Here is a 16,298-nt window from a genome sequence, read left to right as displayed (position 1 = left end):
ATCAAGTGATTGACACGAGGCCGCCGCGCGGGACACCATCGACACGCGGTCCAGTGCCGGACCGCGCCCCCGATCGGCAGGAGACCGATGACAGCCGAGTCCCCGGACGCGAGTCTCACCGCGCCCTACAGCATCGAATTCCCGTACAACCGGACGGTCGGCGAGAAGATCGGCACGTTCCTCGGCGGTCTGCGCGACGGCGAGTTGTACGGGGTGCGCACCGCCGCCGGCGCTGTGCTCTGCCCGGCGCTGGAGTTCGACCCGGCCACCGCGGCCCCCACCGGCGAGCTGGTCCGCCTGACACCCTTCGGCACCGTCACCCACTGGACCTGGGTGCCTACCCGGCCCGGCGACGAGATCGAGGCCGACCACTTCGCCTGGGCCCTGATCACCATCGACGGCACCGAAGGCGGTCTCTTCCACGCCGTCGATACCGGCGGCGACCCGTCCCGCCTCGCCGCGGGCCTGCGGGTGGCACCCCGCTGGCGCGCCGAACGGGTAGGCAGTATCCGCGATATCGTCTGCTTCGAACCGGTGGAGTCCTGATGAGCACCCTGCCCACGCCCGTGGAATCGTTCACCAGCCCGCACAAGGTGGACTACACCTTCGTCGCCGGAACCGGGCGTTCGACCTTTCTGCGCGGGTTGCGGGAACGCCGGCTGCTGGCCCGCCGCTGCCCGTCCTGCGAGCGCGTCTACCTGCCCTTCCCCGAATTCTGTTCCCGCTGCCTGGTCGAGCTCGCCGCGCCGTTCGAACTGGACGGCACCGGCGTGGTCAAAACGTTCTGCGTGGTGAATTTCCCGTTCCCGGGCCAGGTGATCGACCCGCCGTACCTGGTGGCCTATATCCAGGTCGACGGTGCGGACACCACGCTCATGCATCTGATCCGGGACGTCGAACTCGCCGATGTGCACATCGGGATGCGCGTGGAACCGGTGTGGTGCGCCGAGGAGGACCTGGACACATCCATGAACAGCATCCGCTACTACCGGCCGGTCGCAGGAGGTTCCGATGCGTGATATCGCGGTGGTCGCATTCGCGCAGTCGCCGGGGACATCCGCCGACCGGCACGACGATATGGCCGAGATCCTGCTGCCGGTGATGCGCGAGGCGCTCGGCTCGGCCGGAATCGATCGCACGGAGGTCGATTTCTGGGCGTCGGGCAGCCACGATTTCCACGAGGGCCGGACCTTCGCCTATATCGAATCGCTCGACGCGGTGGGCGCGTGGCCACCGATCTCGGAATCCCATGTCGAGATGGATGCCGCCTGGGCCGCTTACGAGGCGTGGTCGTGGCTGCAACTCGGCGAGGGCGAGATCGCGGTGGTCTACGGTGTCGGGCGCGGATCGCTGGCCCACGATCTCGACCAGGTGACCGCCACCCAGCTCGACCCGTACTTCCTGGCCCCGCTGCGGCCGCATCAGGACGCGCTGGCCGCGCTGCAGGCGCAGGCGTTGATCGCCGCCGGGGTGCTGGACGAGAAACAGCTGGCCGAGGTGGTGGTCCGGGCCCGGGCGGGCGCGGTGGGCAATCCGGGCGCCCAGGTGTCCGGTGAGTTCACGGTGGACGAGCTGCTGGCCGCGCCGTATCTGGCGTCGCCGCTGCGTGAACACGACCGGGGACCGATCGGCGATGCCGCGGCGGTCCTGGTGCTGGCGGCCGGGGATACCGCGCGGCGGCTGGCGCAGCGCCCGGCCTGGGTGCGCGGCGCCGACCACCGGATGGACAGCCACTATCCGGGAACCCGGGACCTGACCCGCGTCGACACGGTGACGGTGGCCGCGGCGAAGGCCGCCGAACAGGCCGGTTTCGCCGCCCGCGAGGTCCAGATCGCCGAACTGCACACCGAGTACAGCTACCAGGAACCGCTGCTGGCGCAGGCACTCGAACTGTCCGGGGCCACGATCAATCCCGGGGGCGGGCCACTGGTCGCCCGGCCCACCACCGCGACCGGGCTCATCCGGATCGGCGCCGCGGCACAGCACATCCTGACCGGTCGCGCGGACCGCACGCTGGCGCACGCCACGAACGGGCCCGCGCTCCAGCAGAACATGATCTGCCTATTGGAGGGAGACCGGTGAAACTCGCGGTCGTCGGAATCGGACAGAGCAAACAGGCCAAGAAGCGCAAGGTCACCATCGGCGCGATGGTGCGCGAAGCCGTCGACGAGGCAATGGCCGATGCCGAACTGGAATTCGGCGATATCGACGCCGTGGTGCTGTCGAAGACGCCGGACCTGTTCGACGGAGTGATGAACCCCGAGCTCTACCTCGCCGATGCGATGGGAGCCCGCGGGCTACCGGTGACCCGGGTGTTCACCGGCGGCAGCGTCGGCGGGCACGCCGCCATCTACGGCGCCCACCTGGTGCAGGCGGGTCTGGCACGACGGGTGCTGGTGGTCGCGTATTCCAAGGAATCCGAAGGTGATTTCACCTGGGCGCTCTCGCGCGGGCTGCCCTTCAGCGCGCAACTCGGCGCGGGCGCCGGGGCGCATTTCGCACCGGTGATCCGGGAGTACATCCGCCGGTCCGCGGCACCCGAGCACATCGGCTGGCAGATCGCGGTCAACCACCGCCTCAACGCCACCCGCAACCCGTACGCGCATATCCAGTTACCGGATATCACCGTGGAGCAGGTGCGCGAATCCCGGATGCTCTGGGATCCGATCCGCTTCCTGGAATCGTGCCCGTCCTCGGACGGTTCATGCGCGGTGGTGATCACCGGGGAAACCGACGCCCACCACACCGGCCGTCCCCCCGCCTGGATCCACGGAATGTCGTGGCGCACCGAGACCGGCCACTTCGCCGGGCGCGACGAGGTGAACCCCGAGGCCGGACGGCAGTGCGCCGCCGAAGCGTACCGGCAGGCCGGGATCACCGATCCGGCCCGCGAGATCGATACCGCCGAGCTCTACATCCCCTACAGCTGGTTCGAACCGATCTGGCTCGAGAACGTGGGTCTGGCCGAGGTCGGCCAGGGGTGGAAGGTGGTGGATTCCGGCCGCACCGCGTTCGGCGGGGAACTGCCGATCAACCCGTCCGGCGGAGTGCTCTCCGGAAATCCCACGGGCGCAACGGGTCTGCTGCGATTCGCCGAGGCGGCCATGCAGGTACGGGGTACCGCGGGTGCGCATCAGGTCCCGGACGCGCGCCGCGCCATCGGCCACGCCATGGGCGGGGCGGCGCAGTTCCACGCGCTCTGGGTGGTCGGCGCCGAACCACCGAATTCCTGACCGGCGGTTCCGGCGCCGTCGGCCCGGACCCACCACCGCATCGGCCCGGCACGGGCGACAACACATCCGCGGACCGCGAGACCGCACGAGACGAGGAGAGAGCAATGATGCGATACCTCCGCCGACGCTTCGGCCTCCGCGGGTCGCATGTATCAGCTACCGAGGAGAGGTCATGAGGCGATACCTCCAGCTTCGCTACGGCCTCCGCGGACCGCATGTAACAGCTTCTGAGGAGAAACAATGACCGGACGGGTGTATGTCGCCGGGGTCGGGATGACCAAGTTCGAGAAGATCCAGTCTCGGGACTGGACGTATCCGGAGATGGTCGCCGAGGCGGTGGGCCAGGCGCTCACCGACGCCGGAGTGGGTTACGACCAGGTGCAGCGCGCCGCCGTCGGGTATGTCTTCCAGCCCTCCACCGCGGGGCAGCGGGCGCTCTACGATATCGGCCTCACCGGTATCCCGATGGTGAACGTCAACAACAACTGCGCCACCGGATCCACCGCGCTCGTACTCGCCCGGGAATGGGTGCAGGCCGGGCTGGCCGATATCGTGCTGGCGGTCGGGTTCGAGCAGATGACCAAACAGGCGATGTCCGGTGACGGCACGATCCCGAAGGTCACCACAGTGGACCGGCACATGGACGCGCTGAAGGCGGCCGCCGGTTTCGGTAACGCACCGATGACCGCCCAATTCTTCAGCGCGGCCGCGGCCGAGCATATGGAACGGTACGGGACCACCCGCGAACAGCTGGCCCGGGTCGCGGTGAAGAACCACGAACACTCCACTCGCAATCCCAAGGCCCAGTTCCAGGACGCCTACACCCTCGACCAGGTGCTCGGCGACAAACTGGTCTCCGATCCGCTGACCCGCTCACAGTGCTCACCCATGTCCGACGGCGCCGGCGCGGCGGTGCTGGTGAGCGAACGCTATGTGCGCGAACACGGTCTCGATCGAGCGGTACCGATCCTCGCCCAGGAACTGGTGACCGATACCGGCGCCTCGTTCGAGTCGGGGTCGATGATCGACGTGGTCGGCGCGCCCATGGCGCGTATCGCCGGCCGGAAGGTACTGGAGACCGCCGGGGTGGGTATCGACGATATCGATGTGCTCGAACTGCACGACTGCTTCTCCATCAACGAGTTGCTCACCTACGAGGCGCTGGGTCTGTGCGGCGAAGGCGAATCCGGGGCGCTGGTGGAGTCGGGCGCGACCACCTACGGCGGGCGCTGGGTGGTCAACCCGTCGGGTGGGCTCATCTCCAAGGGACATCCGCTCGGCGCCACCGGGCTGGCGCAGTGCACGGAACTGGTCACCCAGGTACGCGGGGCGGCGGGTGCGCGTCAGGTGGAGGGCGCGCGGCTCGGGCTCGCCCACAATCTCGGCCTCGGCGGGGCCTGCGTCGTGACCCTGTACGGTGCGCCGGGCGCGGTCTCCTAGAGTTCCGGTCATGACGAGAAGCCGGGTGCGGACCGGGCGGGAGATATCCTCGCCCGCCGCATCCCCGCGCCGGGGTCCGGCCGCTGCCCGCGGCGAGGCCCGTCCGGACCCCGGCCACGGGCACTCCCCCGAGGCCGGCCTCCCCACCGATCAGCGCCTGATCCTGGCCGCCGAACGGCTCTTCGCCGAACGCGGGATCGACGCGGTCTCCCTGCGTTCGGTGATGGCCGAGGCCGGGGCGAACGTCGCGTCCGTGCACTATCACTTCGGCTCCAAGGACGCCCTGGTCGACGCACTGATCAGCCGCCGCAGCGAACAACTGCACACCCGCCGCGCCGAACTGCTGGACGCCGTCGAGGACGCCGGCGCACCCGATGCCCGGGCACTGGCCGACGCCTTCGTCCGCCCGGTCGGCGAACTCGCCGCCGCCGGCGGCACACCGTGGATCCGGCTGGTCGCGGGCATCATGAGCGGTAACCATCCCGCCCTGACCAAGCTCACCGAGGGGTTCGCTCCCCAGGCTCTGCGTTTCAACGCCCTGCTGGAGCAGACCGCCCCCGGCGTCGCCTCCCGGACGATCCGTTTCCGCCTCACCCAGGCCATGAACCTGACATTCCAGACCCTCGGCGACCCGGACGGTCTGCGCGGCATGCTGGCGCTCAGCGGAACCCGGCTCTCTCCCGACGAACTGCTCAACGAACTGATCGATACCGTCACCGCGATCCTCACGGGTCCCCCGGATCGGTAGCGGCCACGACCGCGTGGCGACCATGTTCGCCCCGATCACCGCACCCGAACTCGACCACATCGACGACGACCTTAAAGCGCTGTCCGCCGCAGCCGCTGTCACTGTGGCCGGGTTCGGTCAGATGACCACTACGACTACCGAACACCACGACGAACTCGAAGCGATGCGCAAGGAGATCGAAGGACTCCTCATCCAGTTCGTCATCGATACCGGTGTCGAGATGGCGATCACCGGCGCGGTGACCATCGCCGCGTCGTTCATCACCTTCGGTGCCGCCGGCCCGATCGGTGCCGCGATCGGCGCCTCACGGGTGGCGGCACTGTGCGCGAAGTACGGCCCCAAGATCCGGCCGTTCATCGCGATCTTCAAAGCGCGAGGGCTGGGCCGCGGGTTCAAAGACATCCCGGACTGGTCCACCCACAAACAGCGCATGGGCCAGATCTGGGACATGATCAACAAGAAGGCGCCCGGCGGGACCCGGCCCACCTCGACGAACTGGTCACTCACACCCGATGACGTGAAAGCCCTGCAAACCGGGCAGATGAAATACGACCAGAACGGGGTGACGATCAACCAGAAGCTCTACCGCGGTGAACCGTTGACCCCCGAGGAGCTACAGCAGAAAAACGCCCTGGACGAGGCACTGGGCAAACTGCCCCCGCATCAGGGGCCGGTTGTACGGCACATCAACCTGTCCGAAGACCAACTGGCCCGCTACCAGCCAGGGCAGCCGGTCACCGAGAGCGGCTGGCCATCGTCCTCACTGAAACCTGACGGCACGGACCCCACATTCGCCGGGAATCAGAAGGTGGAATTCCAGATCGTTTCCAAGACAGGAGTCCCGGTCGGGGAATACTCCGGACTCGACGACGAGGTGCTGTTCAAGTCCGGTACCCAGTTCTTCGTACACAACAAGTTCCCCGGCCCGGACGGCAAAACCATCATCCAGATGGCCGAAATCTAGAAGAAAGCGAAGATTGCGATGTACGAGCCACCCGCCGGCCGTCCCCATGAGGAAGGGGCCGATGAGAACCACCCACGGATCCCTAACCCCGCCGAACAAGTTCGCGCGCAAGCCGTGCTCGACCAGTTCAACGCCGAACTCCGCGCCGCAGAACAGGCCCGTGCCACCGACCCGCCACCGTTCGACCCCGTCCAGGCCGAACGGTGGCGCCAGCGCGGTGACGTCATGGGCACCGACCCCTACCCAGATCACCTGTACGACGGAGCTGGAAACATCGTCTACACCCGCCGACCGGACGGCTGGTACGACAACGACGACATCCGCCGATTCGATCTGGTGATGCGCCCGGTCGGCAGCCCCGGCGCTCAGTAGCCCTTGGCAACGCACAGCCGGGTTCCACGGCAACCGGCAATTAATCCGTCCAGCAAAGATTGAGGTGACGGCCCTCGGCCGCCGGTTCACCAACCTTGTCTATTTGGAGTAGAGCCCAGATGGACAGATCTTCTCCGCCCGGATTTGGCTACTGACCTCTGGCAATTGTTCCCTGTTGCCGGATGTCGCTCTCCAACAGAGTGGCGGCCTGGAGTTCGGCAAGATGGGCGCGGGCGTGGATCCACTGCTGGTAGGTCTCGTGCCGGAACTGGTAGGCGGTGCCATCGAGCCGGAGCAGGCCCCCGCGGCGAGCCCAGTCGAGGAACACGGCAGGATTCCTCGGGAATTCCTGCGTGACCCAGAAGATAACTACAGCGGCGTAGAACCGGCCTGCCGCATGCCCGCCTGTGAGCCCGCCCGTGAGCCCGAAACCGCTCCCACATGCCAGAAACAGCGCGAGCGCGAGCCGGGGGCCGTCCGTGAGCGCAGCCATGAGCGCGACTACTGCTCCGAGGAGAACGGCGCACACGAGGGCAGCTTGGATGTCATCGCGAATGAGTCGCCGCGCATCGATCCCAAGAGCCAACTGGTCTTTCGCGTCGGCCGCGAGCCCCACTGCGAGCCCGACCCCGATCCCTCCCACGAGCCCGGCCGTGAGCCCGGTCGTGAGCCCATCGAGGAGCCCATCGAGGAGCCCGCCCGTGATCCCGGTCCCGAGTCCGGCCACGAGGCCGGTCGTGAGCCCAGTTATGAGACCAGCCATCAGCCCCTTTTTCCAACGAGAACGGCCCGGCACACTCCATGCCACGCGAGCCGCTGCCGGGCCCGGGCCGAGTCCGACCACGAGTCCGGCTGTGATCCCGAGCCCGACACCGCCTGTGAGCCCTGCCGTGAGCCCATCGAGAAGCCATAACGCATGCCCGGCGGTGATCCCGACTCCGGCCGCGACCACAATGGAGTGCAGGATACGGGTGCGTATGGATCCTGCGATTTCCCAGATCTCGTCGAGTCTTATGGCGGTGCCATCTCTGCCGGTGTCACGACGCTGCTGGAGGCACTTGGCCAGCGATTGCAGCCATCTTTCGGCGTTGTCGCTGGTGTAGTCGCGGTACTCCTTGCTCTCGTTGGTCGCTCCCACCACGGTGGGGATTTGCGCTGCGAACAGTAGTTCGCGAACCTCGTCAGGGCTGGTGCAGGCGAGGAGTCGGGGGGCGGTGGACGGACTGCCACGCAAGGTGGTGGCGGTGAGGCCGAGTAGCCAAGGTGTCTGCAGCGCTGTGGCCAGGGGGCTGTGGGGCTGGTCGCGTAGGTGACCGATGATGTCGGTCCAGGCTGCGCCATGGGTGCCGATATCGTGTTGGTAGGTGGTGAGGTAGTCGACCGCCCGGATGGCGAGCAGGGGTTGCAGGGTGATCATGGTAGCGCCGTGCAGACCGTTGTCTTCACCGTCTCGGGTCAGTTGGTCGAATTCGGTGGTGCGGCACAAAACCACCGCGGGCCGGTCCCGCCACGGGGCGCTGTTGAGCCGGTTCAGTAGCGCGCGAGCGCGCGAACGGTCACCGCCGTCGGTGTCCATTTCGTCGAGACCGTCGATCACCGGCAGGATCAGGCCACGGGCGAGCATTTCCTGGGCAACATTGGGGCGCAGCCGGTAGTCATAGCCCAGCCGAGTGGTCAGCCATCGGGATAAATCCTCCTCGCCGCCCCAGCCAGCGGCATTGACCCTCACCGGTATCGGTTCCTCGGCCCGGCGGGAATCAGCCAAATCCCAGCGGTTGTCCAGGAGCCCTAATACCAGATAGGTGGCCGCGACTGTTTTGCCGCTCCCCGCGTCGCCGAGCACGACCAACCGCCGACGGTGCGGCTGCTCGGGCAGGGTGAAGTAGTCGGCGATCTCGCCGACCGCCGCCGAATCGAGTACCTCACCAGCACGGTGTGGCTGGGGGGCGGCAGTGAACTCGACGGGCATGAACGTGCTGCCCTCGGCCCGCAAAGCCCGCCGTTGGCGTTGTTCCTCTTGCTTGACCTGGCCGGCCAGGTCATCGGACAGAACCGCGATCGAAAGCCTGCGGGTGCTCGGCCGCCACATCTGATACAAGAACCTGACCGGTCTCAACAGTGCTGCGAGCAGCCGGAACATGCCCCCGGTTTCCATACCCACCACCCGCAACAGCCTGCCATCAAATGGATTTCGGCATCCCGGCAATCGGACTTACGCCCACGCGATCCTGATTTTGACCCGGCACAGCCGACTGGGTCGCCCCTCCAGACCCCGGTCTCCGCGACTCGGCGCGAAAAGTACGTCAGTTACTTGCGGTCAACTCCGGGACGTATTTGTACAGCGTGGTCCGCGAGACCCCCAGTAGCCGCGCGATCGAGGACACCGACTCATCGGGCCGGGTTAACAGCGCGCGGGCCTGCCGGATCTGTTCCTCGCTCATGGCCGGTGGCCGGCCGAGGCGCTGCCCGCGGGCCCGTGCTGCGGCGAGGCCTTCGTGGGTGCCGTCGACGATGAGCTCGCGGATGAATTCGGCCAGCGCGGCGAAGACGTGGAACACCAGGCGCCCACCAGGAGTGGTGGTGTCGAGTGCTTCGTGCAGCGACCGGAACCCGATACCGCGGCGGCGCAGGTCGGCCACGATCGAGATCAGGTCCTGCAGGGACCGGCCGAGGCGATCCAGGGAAGCGACGACGAGGGTGTCGCCGGCGCGCATGTAGTCCAGGCAGGCCGACAGCTGTTCACGCTCGGCATCTTTTCCGGACTTCTTGTCGGAGAACACCTTCTTGCATCCGGCGGCCTTCAGGGCTCGGGTTTGCCGGTCGAGGTTCTGGTCGCGGGTCGAGACGCGGGCGTACCCGATCAGCGCTCCTCCTCCGCCGATCGGGTCCAGGGCATCGCCGTCGAGGGAAAACGGTTCGAGCGCATCAGTATCCGTCACCGGATTATCGTACATAAAAGGGTGATCCTATGTTGTTGAACGCGCAGACTTTACGACACGTTTTTTGAACAGTGCTCCCCGGGCGGTACTTACGCAGGAACTGCTACTCACCGCACACCCTGACATCAGCCTGCGAATATGGTTCCCGAAAGTCCGGCTCTGGTCCACGAGAACAGCGCAGTGCGCCACATTTCGTTGGGTTCCCGGCGAGGACTACCAGAACTCCCGGCTATCGACACGCTGGTTGTCGACAGCTGCGCATCCGCACTGACTTTCCGGGAGGATGAGGCTGGTTCGGAGTTGTTTGGTCGACTTTTCTTCGAGCCTCTGCTGCGTGGATCGGTCGCCGGTCGTCGGTGGGCGAATCCCACGATGTGTCTCGATTGGCTATGCGACGGGAGTGCGATGAAGCGCCGATGCCGGCGGTCGTGGGCGATGGTCGCGGCGATGACAGTGGCCGCGATCGGCGGTGGTGTGGCTGTCCCTCCTGCCATGGGTGCCGTACCGGGGGAGGTCGTGGCCGGTGGGTTGCGGATGGTCGCGGCGGTCGATTCCGGCGCTGTGGTGCCGGTCGGTGCCGATACCGCGCAGGGTGTTCCCTTCACGCACGCGGTGAAGGTGTCCGGTGGCTATTCGGTTGGCCTGGACCCGGTTGTAGTGCGTGCGGGTGAGGTCGTCGTGGGGTATCTGGTCGGGTGCGCGGTCGATATCTCCAACGGCATCTCGATCGGGATTTCCCCCGGCGTCAGTGCCGGCGCAGGGCTCGCGCAGGGTGTCGGTGTCGGTGTGGCCTTGGCCATGGACGCTCCGCCCGGCGTCGCCATCACCACAGCAGCGTCTATCGCACCCGGCATCGGTGTCGGCGCAGGCATTGGCGGAGCGCTCGGGGTGAATCTGGCTCCCGGCGCGGTCACTGCGGCGGTGGTCGGCGCCACGGAACTTGACAGCGATGTGGCCTTTCCCTACACGTTCGCTCACACCGATACGCCGTTGCGTGTCAGCGGATGCTTGTCGCCGGCCTCGGCCATGCCCTTCGTCACTGCCCGCGTCGACGGTGTCGACACCGCGGTGGCAACCACCGGATACGGAGACCCCTTCTGGTTCTGATCCGCTACCGCAGCCGTCTGAGGATTTCGGGTTCGCGCCGCGCAGACTCCGCCGAAAACTTCGAGATCCGGGGGGAACGCATCGTTTACAGCACCTGGTCGACGGTTCAGTCGCCGCTGGATGTTGTCGCGGTTGCTGGGTTGGGGGTTCGTGGTAGTGCGGCGGTGACGCCGAGTCCGAGGGCGGCCAGGAGTGCGAGGGTGATCATGGCGGCGGCGTAGGCGTGGCTGGTGAGTCCGGCGACGAGGATGGTGCCGGCGATGGCGGTGCCGAGGGAGGAGCCGAGGTTGGAGACGCTGCGGGACAGGCCGGAGATCTCGCCTTGGAGTTGTTCGTCGAATGCGGATTGGACGATGTCGACCGAGGGGGTGAGCATCGCGCCGAGTCCGAGTCCGATGAGTAGGAGGCCGGGTGCGAATCCCCAAGGGTTGATCGTGCGGCCGGCGAGGGCGAGTAGGACTGCGATACCGGTGATGGTGAGGGTGAATCCGGTCATGATCAGGGTGCGGCGGGTGTGGTGTCGGGCCAGCCACGCCGCCGACAGTGAGGTGAGGAGCAGGCCGACGGTGGCGGCGGTGAAGATGACGCCGGTGTGGATGGCGTTGTATCCGCGGACGACTTGAAGGTAGGCCGACACCACGAACGAGGTGCCCATGAGTACCAGCCATTGGATGTTCTGGGTGATCAGCCCGAGGTTGGCGGTGCGGTTGCGGAACAGGCGCGTGGAGAGCAGGGGTTCGCGGCCGGCGCGTTCGGCTGCCCGGACGGTGGCGAAGAAGAGCGTGAGCGTCACCGCGCCCGCGGCGAGCAGGGCGAGCATCAGCCAGAGGTTGTCGTCGGCGGCGAGGATGCCAGCGACCAGGAGGATCAGGCCGGCTGCCGACAGGAAAGCGCCACGCAGGTCGAAGGGCCGGGTGGGGTCGGGGGGTATGGGGTCGAGGATGCGGCGGCTGGAGACGATGATGACGACGATGACCAGTGCTTGGAACCCGAAGGCGGCGCGCCAGCTGATGGCGGAGGTGATGAGGCCGCCGATCAGTGGGCCGGCGGCGGCACCGATCCCGCCCATGGCCATGATCGCGCCGAACGCTCGGGCCCGGGAGTTCGATTCGGTGAACAGCAGGGTGGCCAGGATGTAGACCGGGGGGATGAGCATGGCGGTGCCGATGCCTTCGAGGATCGAGTTGCCGAGCATCAGCACGCCCAGAGAGGGTGCGAGCGCGCTGATGAGCGCGCCGGCGCCGTAGACGGCGAGGCCGCCGATGAAGCAGCGTTTGCGGCCGTAGCGGTCGGTGAGTTTGCCGCCGGGGATCATCAAAGCGGCCATCACGAGCAGGAACAAGGTGATGGTGAGCTGGACGCCGTGAACGGTGGTATCGAGGTCCTCGCTGATGTCGGTGATCATCACGTTCATGTTCGAACCGGCGAAGCTGCAGATGAACTGCGCCAGCGCCAGCGGGAGCAACACCCCGCGGGGCGGGCTGCTCGGGCTGCTCGTCGGCCGGATCATCGATTCAGGTCATGGGCCCGGACTCGGCGTCGTCGAGTCGCCGGTCCAAGGCGATGGCGGCGGCGACGAGTGCGAGATGGGTGAAGGCCTGCGGAAAGTTGCCCAGTTGCTCACCGGAAGGCCCGATCTCCTCGGCGAACAGGCCCACGTGGTTGGCGTAGGTGAGCATCTTGTCGAAGGCGTAGCGGGCCTGCGATACCCGGCCGGAGGCGGCGAGCGCTTCGACGTAGAGGAAGCTGCACAGGTTGAACGTGCCCTCCGCACCGCGCAGACCATCGGGTGAGGCGGCCGGGTCGTAGCGGTAGACCAGGCTGTCGCTGACCAGTTCGGCGTCCATGGCGTCGAGGGTGCTCAGCCAGTCCGGATCCTGCGGGGTCAGAAAACCCATCTTCGGCATGAGCAGCAGTGAAGCGTCGAGGACATCGGTGTTGAAGTGCTGGACGAAGGCGCGCCGTTTCGGGCTCCAGCCGCGGTCGACGATCTGAGCGAACACCGCGTCGCGTTCCCGGGTCCAGCGGTCCAGATCGGCGGGGCGGGCATGGTCGGTGGCCAGCCGGATACCGCGCTCGAACGCCACCCAGGTCATCAACCGGCTGTAAGTGAAATCCTTGCGGCCGCCACGGGTTTCCCAGATCCCCTCATCAGGGCGGTCCCAGTTGTCGGCGAGCCAATCCAGCAGCGCGGCGAATGCCCGCCAGCCGGTCACACTGCCGATATCGGTGGTCTGGGCCAGTGCGTCGGCAGCCTCACCGTAGATGTCGAGCTGGATCTGATCGGCCGCGGCGTTGCCGACCCGCACCGGCGCCGAACCCCGGTAACCCTCCAGGTGGGTGAGGATTTCTTCCTCCAGGCGGGGTTCGCCGTCGATGCGGTACATGATCTGCAAGGGCTCACCGGAGGCCGTGCCCCCGGCATCGAGGCGATCGCGCAGCCAGCGCCGGAACGCGGCGGCCTCCTCGGTGAAGCCGAGATCGATCAGAGCCCGCACCGACAGAGAGGCATCCCGGACCCAGGTGTAGCGGTAGTCCCAGTTCCGCTCGCCCCCGACCTGTTCGGGCAGCCCCATGGTGGCCGCCGCGATCGGCGCGCCCGTGGGCGCGTAGGTCAGCAGTTTCAACGTGATCGCCGAGCGCTTGACCATGTCCTGCCAGCGACCCCGATAGGTACACGACCGCAGCCACGACTGCCAGAACCCCCGGCACGCCTCGAACTCCGCCGACACCTGTTCACGCACCGGCGGGACCGGGGCCTGGTCTCCGACCGCGGTGGTGGTCAGCACGATCGCCGCGGTCTGCCCGGCCGAGAGGGTGAAACGCGCGGTGACATCGTTGCCGTCGCGGTGCAGCGGTATCGGATCGGTCAGCTGCACATGCAGGTCGGCGGCCGCGCTCTGGAACACCGCATGATCGGGTGTGGGCACCGTGAGGGTGTGCGGAGCCCGGGCGTAGTCGAACCGTGGCCGGCAGGTGAACCGGAACGGCAGAACTCCGCGCACCACCCGCACGATCCGCACCAGCCGATGCCGATCCACCGGTACCGCGTCCCGGAGCGGGTCCATGAAATCGATGACCTCACCGACCCCGTCCGGCGCCATGAACCGGGTAACCAGCACCGCGGTGTCGGACATATACAGCTGCCGAACCGTCATACCGTCGGTCTCGGGCGCAGCGCTCACCTGGCAGTACCCGCCGCGCTCTGCATCCAGCAGGGACGCGAACAAGCTCGGAGAATCAAAACGCGGACTGCACCACCAGTCGATCGTGCCCGCCGAGGAGATCAGCGCCGCAGTCTGCAGATCACCGACGATCCCGTGCTCGGCGATCGGTGGATATGCGTTCACAACCACTCCCGTCGGAAACGACCCCGCCACAGTGGCCGGTCAGTCGGCGAAGACCTCGCGCAGCTTGGCCTCCTGATCATGGGACAGATTGGTCGACACCAACTCGGCGGACTGGCCCTCGAACGCACCGTGGATCCGGTCCAGGGTGGCATCGGAGGTCAACGCGAACAACGCCGACGTTCCCGGCGTCAGCTTGGCGCGTACCTCCTTGATGAACTCGTCGTCGATCCCGATATCGGTCAGCGACCCCGACATCGCCCCCAAACCGGCACCGACCGCGGCCCCGATCAACGGGATGAAGAACAACAGCCCGAACAACAACCCCCAGAACGCCCCACCCAGCGCGCCGATCCCGGCCAGGCTGTGCAACTGGCGAGTCCTGGGTTTCTTCGCTCCCTCCGGCCAGCTGACCACCGCGGCATCGCGGACGGTGATCAGCTCCCGGCGCTGCAGATCCTCCAGCGTGGCCACCGCGGCATCGGCACCGTCGGCGGTCGCGAACTTCCACACGGTCAAGGTTCCGGCCATCAGGCCTCCTCACATCGGGTGCAGGGCTGGTCGGCTCAACGCTACGAACGCCCGCGAGCCCGGTTCTTCACCCGGAACAGGTGAAGAACCGGGCTCGGCCCGCGACTGCTCACCTCCGCTGTGGACGCCACGTGGAAACCGCCCAGATGACCACCACGTCGAGCGCGATCACCAAAATCGACCACCACGGGTAATACGGCGCCCACAAAAAGTTCGCGACGATCGACAACGCCGCCAGACACACCGCCACAATCCGCGCCCACAAGGCACCGGTCATCAAACCGAGCGCCGCGAGCGCCAGCAACGCACCGAGCACGATGTGAACCCAACCCCACGTCGCCGCGGAGAACTGCCAGACGTAGTTCGGGCCGGCCACGAACAAATCATCGGCAGCCACCGCGGACACACCCGCCAGAATCGACAACACCCCCACCACCAGCAGAAGCACCGCCGCCGCGATCGACATCACCGCGGCCACACCCTGCTTCACCGGCCGACGCCCCGACCCCGTCTCGTAAGTCGCCATCTCCCGCCTTCCACGAGTATCGGACCCCACAACACCCAAACCCCTCACCTCCCCCAGCGCCTCACCCACAACGGATGAACCACAGCAGGCACCGGCCTCGGCGCCGACCCGCGACGGCGTCTGCATCGCCGGATCCCCGCGCTGGGACACGGCACTGGACGGATCCGGCCCAATCTCGTCTGCCAGGCCGGCGTCGCGGTCACCACGTACGCCCACACGATGCCCAACCTCTGCATCAAACCGCCGAGCTGCACCCCTACATGGATGTTCATTAAAGGGTGGTTAATGACCAAGCCATCGAGCGAAACATCGCTGACCAGCGATAATATCCGCCAAAAATGTTCAAAAATGCATCAATTGATGAACAGCTCCGAACGCCTCCAGCGTCGAACTCGCCTCCTACGGCGAAGTCGGTGGCAGCATCGTGGTGTGGTCGCGCGGGTGGAGCTGACAGTGTTGGAGTTGCCGTGGAGGCTGACCCTGGAGCAGGGGTGGGAAGCGTTCCGGGCGGGCAATCCTCCCGTCGGTGCCGTGATCACCGATGCGGAGGGCGCAGTGGTCGCGCTCGGGCGGAGCAGGTTTCGTGACGCCGACGGCCCGTCCGGGCAATTGGCGGGCACGGCGCTGGCGCATGCGGAAGTGAACGCGCTCGCCCAGCTCGCGCCAGGCGATAACACCGCGCTGGCGCTGTGGAGTTCGCTGGAACCCTGTCCGCTGTGCGCGGCAGCGGCGATGATCAGCAGATGTGGCCGGGTCCGGTTTCTGGCTGCGGATCCTATGTGGGCCGGCGCCGAGCAGCTTCCGACTCTGAACGAGGCGGTCGCGCAGCGCTGGCCGGATTTCGAGGGCCCACACCCGGGGTGGCCGGCGGATTGGCAGACAGTTCTGTCGGTGGCGTTCCAGACCGCGACAGGCCGCGGGACCAGCGAGGCCGTCATGGCCCGCGCCCGGATCGCGCCGCGTGCGGCAGCCCTCGGGCGGAGCATCGGGCAGGATCCAGCTCGCCGGGCCGAGTTTTCGGCGCTGCCCTTATCCGACGCGATCAGCCTGATCTTCGACGAGCTGTGGCCCCTGAGGTTTCGCGGCTAGCC

At 67.1% G+C, this 16,298-nt stretch carries 16 protein-coding genes; 10 read left to right on the top strand and 6 right to left on the bottom strand.

All coding sequences use genetic code 11. The annotated features are described in order from the left end of the window. Positions 1–87: 87 nt before the first annotated feature. The 8 genes from IG75_RS0122090 to IG75_RS0122055 all read left to right on the top strand — a co-directional run bounded on the left by IG75_RS0122090 (position 88) and on the right by IG75_RS0122055 (position 6,757). Positions 88–546, top strand: a complete 459-nt coding sequence (locus IG75_RS0122090; protein ID WP_030523026.1) for a DNA-binding protein — start codon at positions 88–90, stop codon at positions 544–546. Further along, on the top strand, positions 546–1,019 hold the full coding sequence (locus IG75_RS0122085; RefSeq protein ID WP_030523027.1) for a Zn-ribbon domain-containing OB-fold protein: 474 nt from the start codon (positions 546–548) through the stop codon (positions 1,017–1,019). Before IG75_RS0122090 ends, IG75_RS0122085 begins: the two co-directional genes overlap by 1 nt. Continuing rightward, positions 1,012–2,082 (top strand): lipid-transfer protein, encoded by a 1,071-nt coding sequence (locus tag IG75_RS0122080; protein ID WP_030523028.1) that lies wholly within the window; start codon positions 1,012–1,014, stop codon positions 2,080–2,082. Before IG75_RS0122085 ends, IG75_RS0122080 begins: the two co-directional genes overlap by 8 nt. Beyond that, positions 2,079–3,233, top strand: coding sequence for a thiolase domain-containing protein (locus tag IG75_RS0122075; protein WP_030523029.1), 1,155 nt, complete (start codon positions 2,079–2,081; stop codon positions 3,231–3,233). The genes IG75_RS0122080 and IG75_RS0122075 overlap by 4 nt, the downstream gene beginning before the upstream one ends. Positions 3,234–3,473: 240 nt before the next feature. Next, positions 3,474–4,673 (top strand): thiolase C-terminal domain-containing protein, encoded by a 1,200-nt coding sequence (locus tag IG75_RS0122070; RefSeq protein WP_030523030.1) that lies wholly within the window; start codon positions 3,474–3,476, stop codon positions 4,671–4,673. 10 nt (positions 4,674–4,683) lie between these two features. Further along, positions 4,684–5,421: a TetR/AcrR family transcriptional regulator gene (locus IG75_RS0122065; RefSeq protein ID WP_081877026.1), complete on the top strand. Its 738-nt coding sequence runs from the start codon at positions 4,684–4,686 to the stop codon at positions 5,419–5,421. 22 nt (positions 5,422–5,443) lie between these two features. Further along, a complete protein-coding gene (locus tag IG75_RS0122060; protein WP_156059047.1) occupies positions 5,444–6,385 on the top strand; it encodes a hypothetical protein in 942 nt (313 codons plus the stop codon). An 18-nt stretch (positions 6,386–6,403) separates the two neighbouring features. Further along, positions 6,404–6,757 (top strand): hypothetical protein, encoded by a 354-nt coding sequence (locus tag IG75_RS0122055; RefSeq protein WP_156059049.1) that lies wholly within the window; start codon positions 6,404–6,406, stop codon positions 6,755–6,757. Positions 6,758–6,905: 148 nt separating this feature from the next. On the opposite strand, the gene IG75_RS0122050 is transcribed toward IG75_RS0122055, so the two are convergent. Both IG75_RS0122050 and IG75_RS0122045 read right to left on the bottom strand, forming a co-directional pair. Beyond that, on the bottom strand, positions 6,906–8,921 hold the full coding sequence (locus IG75_RS0122050; RefSeq protein ID WP_030523034.1) for an NACHT domain-containing protein: 2,016 nt from the start codon (positions 8,919–8,921) through the stop codon (positions 6,906–6,908). A gap of 139 nt (positions 8,922–9,060) precedes the next feature. Beyond that, entirely contained in the window at positions 9,061–9,696 is a 636-nt protein-coding gene (locus tag IG75_RS0122045; protein ID WP_036514857.1) for a recombinase family protein, read from the bottom strand. 138 nt (positions 9,697–9,834) lie between these two features. Between IG75_RS0122045 and IG75_RS37460 the strand changes: the two genes are divergently transcribed. Then, positions 9,835–10,803: an MspA family porin gene (locus IG75_RS37460; protein WP_081877027.1), complete on the top strand. Its 969-nt coding sequence runs from the start codon at positions 9,835–9,837 to the stop codon at positions 10,801–10,803. Positions 10,804–10,909: 106 nt separating this feature from the next. On the opposite strand, the gene IG75_RS0122035 is transcribed toward IG75_RS37460, so the two are convergent. The 4 genes from IG75_RS0122035 to IG75_RS0122020 form a co-directional block, all read right to left on the bottom strand. Further along, the gene (locus IG75_RS0122035) at positions 10,910–12,313 is read right to left on the bottom strand and encodes an MFS transporter (RefSeq protein WP_030523037.1); all 1,404 of its coding nucleotides are present in this window, start codon (positions 12,311–12,313) and stop codon (positions 10,910–10,912) included. A gap of 4 nt (positions 12,314–12,317) precedes the next feature. After that, on the bottom strand, positions 12,318–14,153 hold the full coding sequence (locus tag IG75_RS0122030) for a glycoside hydrolase family 15 protein (protein WP_030523038.1): 1,836 nt from the start codon (positions 14,151–14,153) through the stop codon (positions 12,318–12,320). Positions 14,154–14,192: 39 nt separating this feature from the next. After that, a complete protein-coding gene (locus tag IG75_RS0122025) occupies positions 14,193–14,681 on the bottom strand; it encodes a DUF1269 domain-containing protein (RefSeq protein WP_030523039.1) in 489 nt (162 codons plus the stop codon). Between the two features lie 109 nt (positions 14,682–14,790). Beyond that, positions 14,791–15,207 (bottom strand): DUF7144 family membrane protein, encoded by a 417-nt coding sequence (locus IG75_RS0122020; RefSeq protein WP_030523040.1) that lies wholly within the window; start codon positions 15,205–15,207, stop codon positions 14,791–14,793. A 429-nt stretch (positions 15,208–15,636) separates the two neighbouring features. On the opposite strand from IG75_RS0122020, the gene IG75_RS37455 reads away from it, so the two are divergent. After that, on the top strand, positions 15,637–16,296 hold the full coding sequence (locus tag IG75_RS37455; protein WP_051714800.1) for a nucleoside deaminase: 660 nt from the start codon (positions 15,637–15,639) through the stop codon (positions 16,294–16,296). Positions 16,297–16,298: the final 2 nt, after the last annotated feature.

Origin of the sequence: Nocardia rhamnosiphila NBRC 108938 (assembly GCF_000720425.1) — a bacterium.
GTDB lineage: Bacteria > Actinomycetota > Actinomycetes > Mycobacteriales > Mycobacteriaceae > Nocardia > Nocardia rhamnosiphila.
Note: the sequence above shows the minus strand (reverse complement) of the source record. Positions and strands in the feature narration are given on the sequence as shown.

Coding starts and splice junctions, on each gene's coding strand:
- IG75_RS0122090 (WP_030523026.1), top strand. CDS start 88: ATGACAGCCGAGTCCCCGGACGCGAGTCTCACCGCGCCCTACAGCATC.
- IG75_RS0122085 (WP_030523027.1), top strand. CDS start 546: ATGAGCACCCTGCCCACGCCCGTGGAATCGTTCACCAGCCCGCACAAG.
- IG75_RS0122080 (WP_030523028.1), top strand. CDS start 1,012: ATGCGTGATATCGCGGTGGTCGCATTCGCGCAGTCGCCGGGGACATCC.
- IG75_RS0122070 (WP_030523030.1), top strand. CDS start 3,474: ATGACCGGACGGGTGTATGTCGCCGGGGTCGGGATGACCAAGTTCGAG.
- IG75_RS0122065 (WP_081877026.1), top strand. CDS start 4,684: ATGACGAGAAGCCGGGTGCGGACCGGGCGGGAGATATCCTCGCCCGCC.
- IG75_RS0122060 (WP_156059047.1), top strand. CDS start 5,444: ATGTTCGCCCCGATCACCGCACCCGAACTCGACCACATCGACGACGAC.
- IG75_RS0122055 (WP_156059049.1), top strand. CDS start 6,404: ATGTACGAGCCACCCGCCGGCCGTCCCCATGAGGAAGGGGCCGATGAG.
- IG75_RS37460 (WP_081877027.1), top strand. CDS start 9,835: ATGGTTCCCGAAAGTCCGGCTCTGGTCCACGAGAACAGCGCAGTGCGC.
- IG75_RS0122035 (WP_030523037.1), bottom strand. CDS start 12,313: ATGATCCGGCCGACGAGCAGCCCGAGCAGCCCGCCCCGCGGGGTGTTG.
- IG75_RS0122025 (WP_030523039.1), bottom strand. CDS start 14,681: ATGGCCGGAACCTTGACCGTGTGGAAGTTCGCGACCGCCGACGGTGCC.
- IG75_RS0122020 (WP_030523040.1), bottom strand. CDS start 15,207: ATGGCGACTTACGAGACGGGGTCGGGGCGTCGGCCGGTGAAGCAGGGT.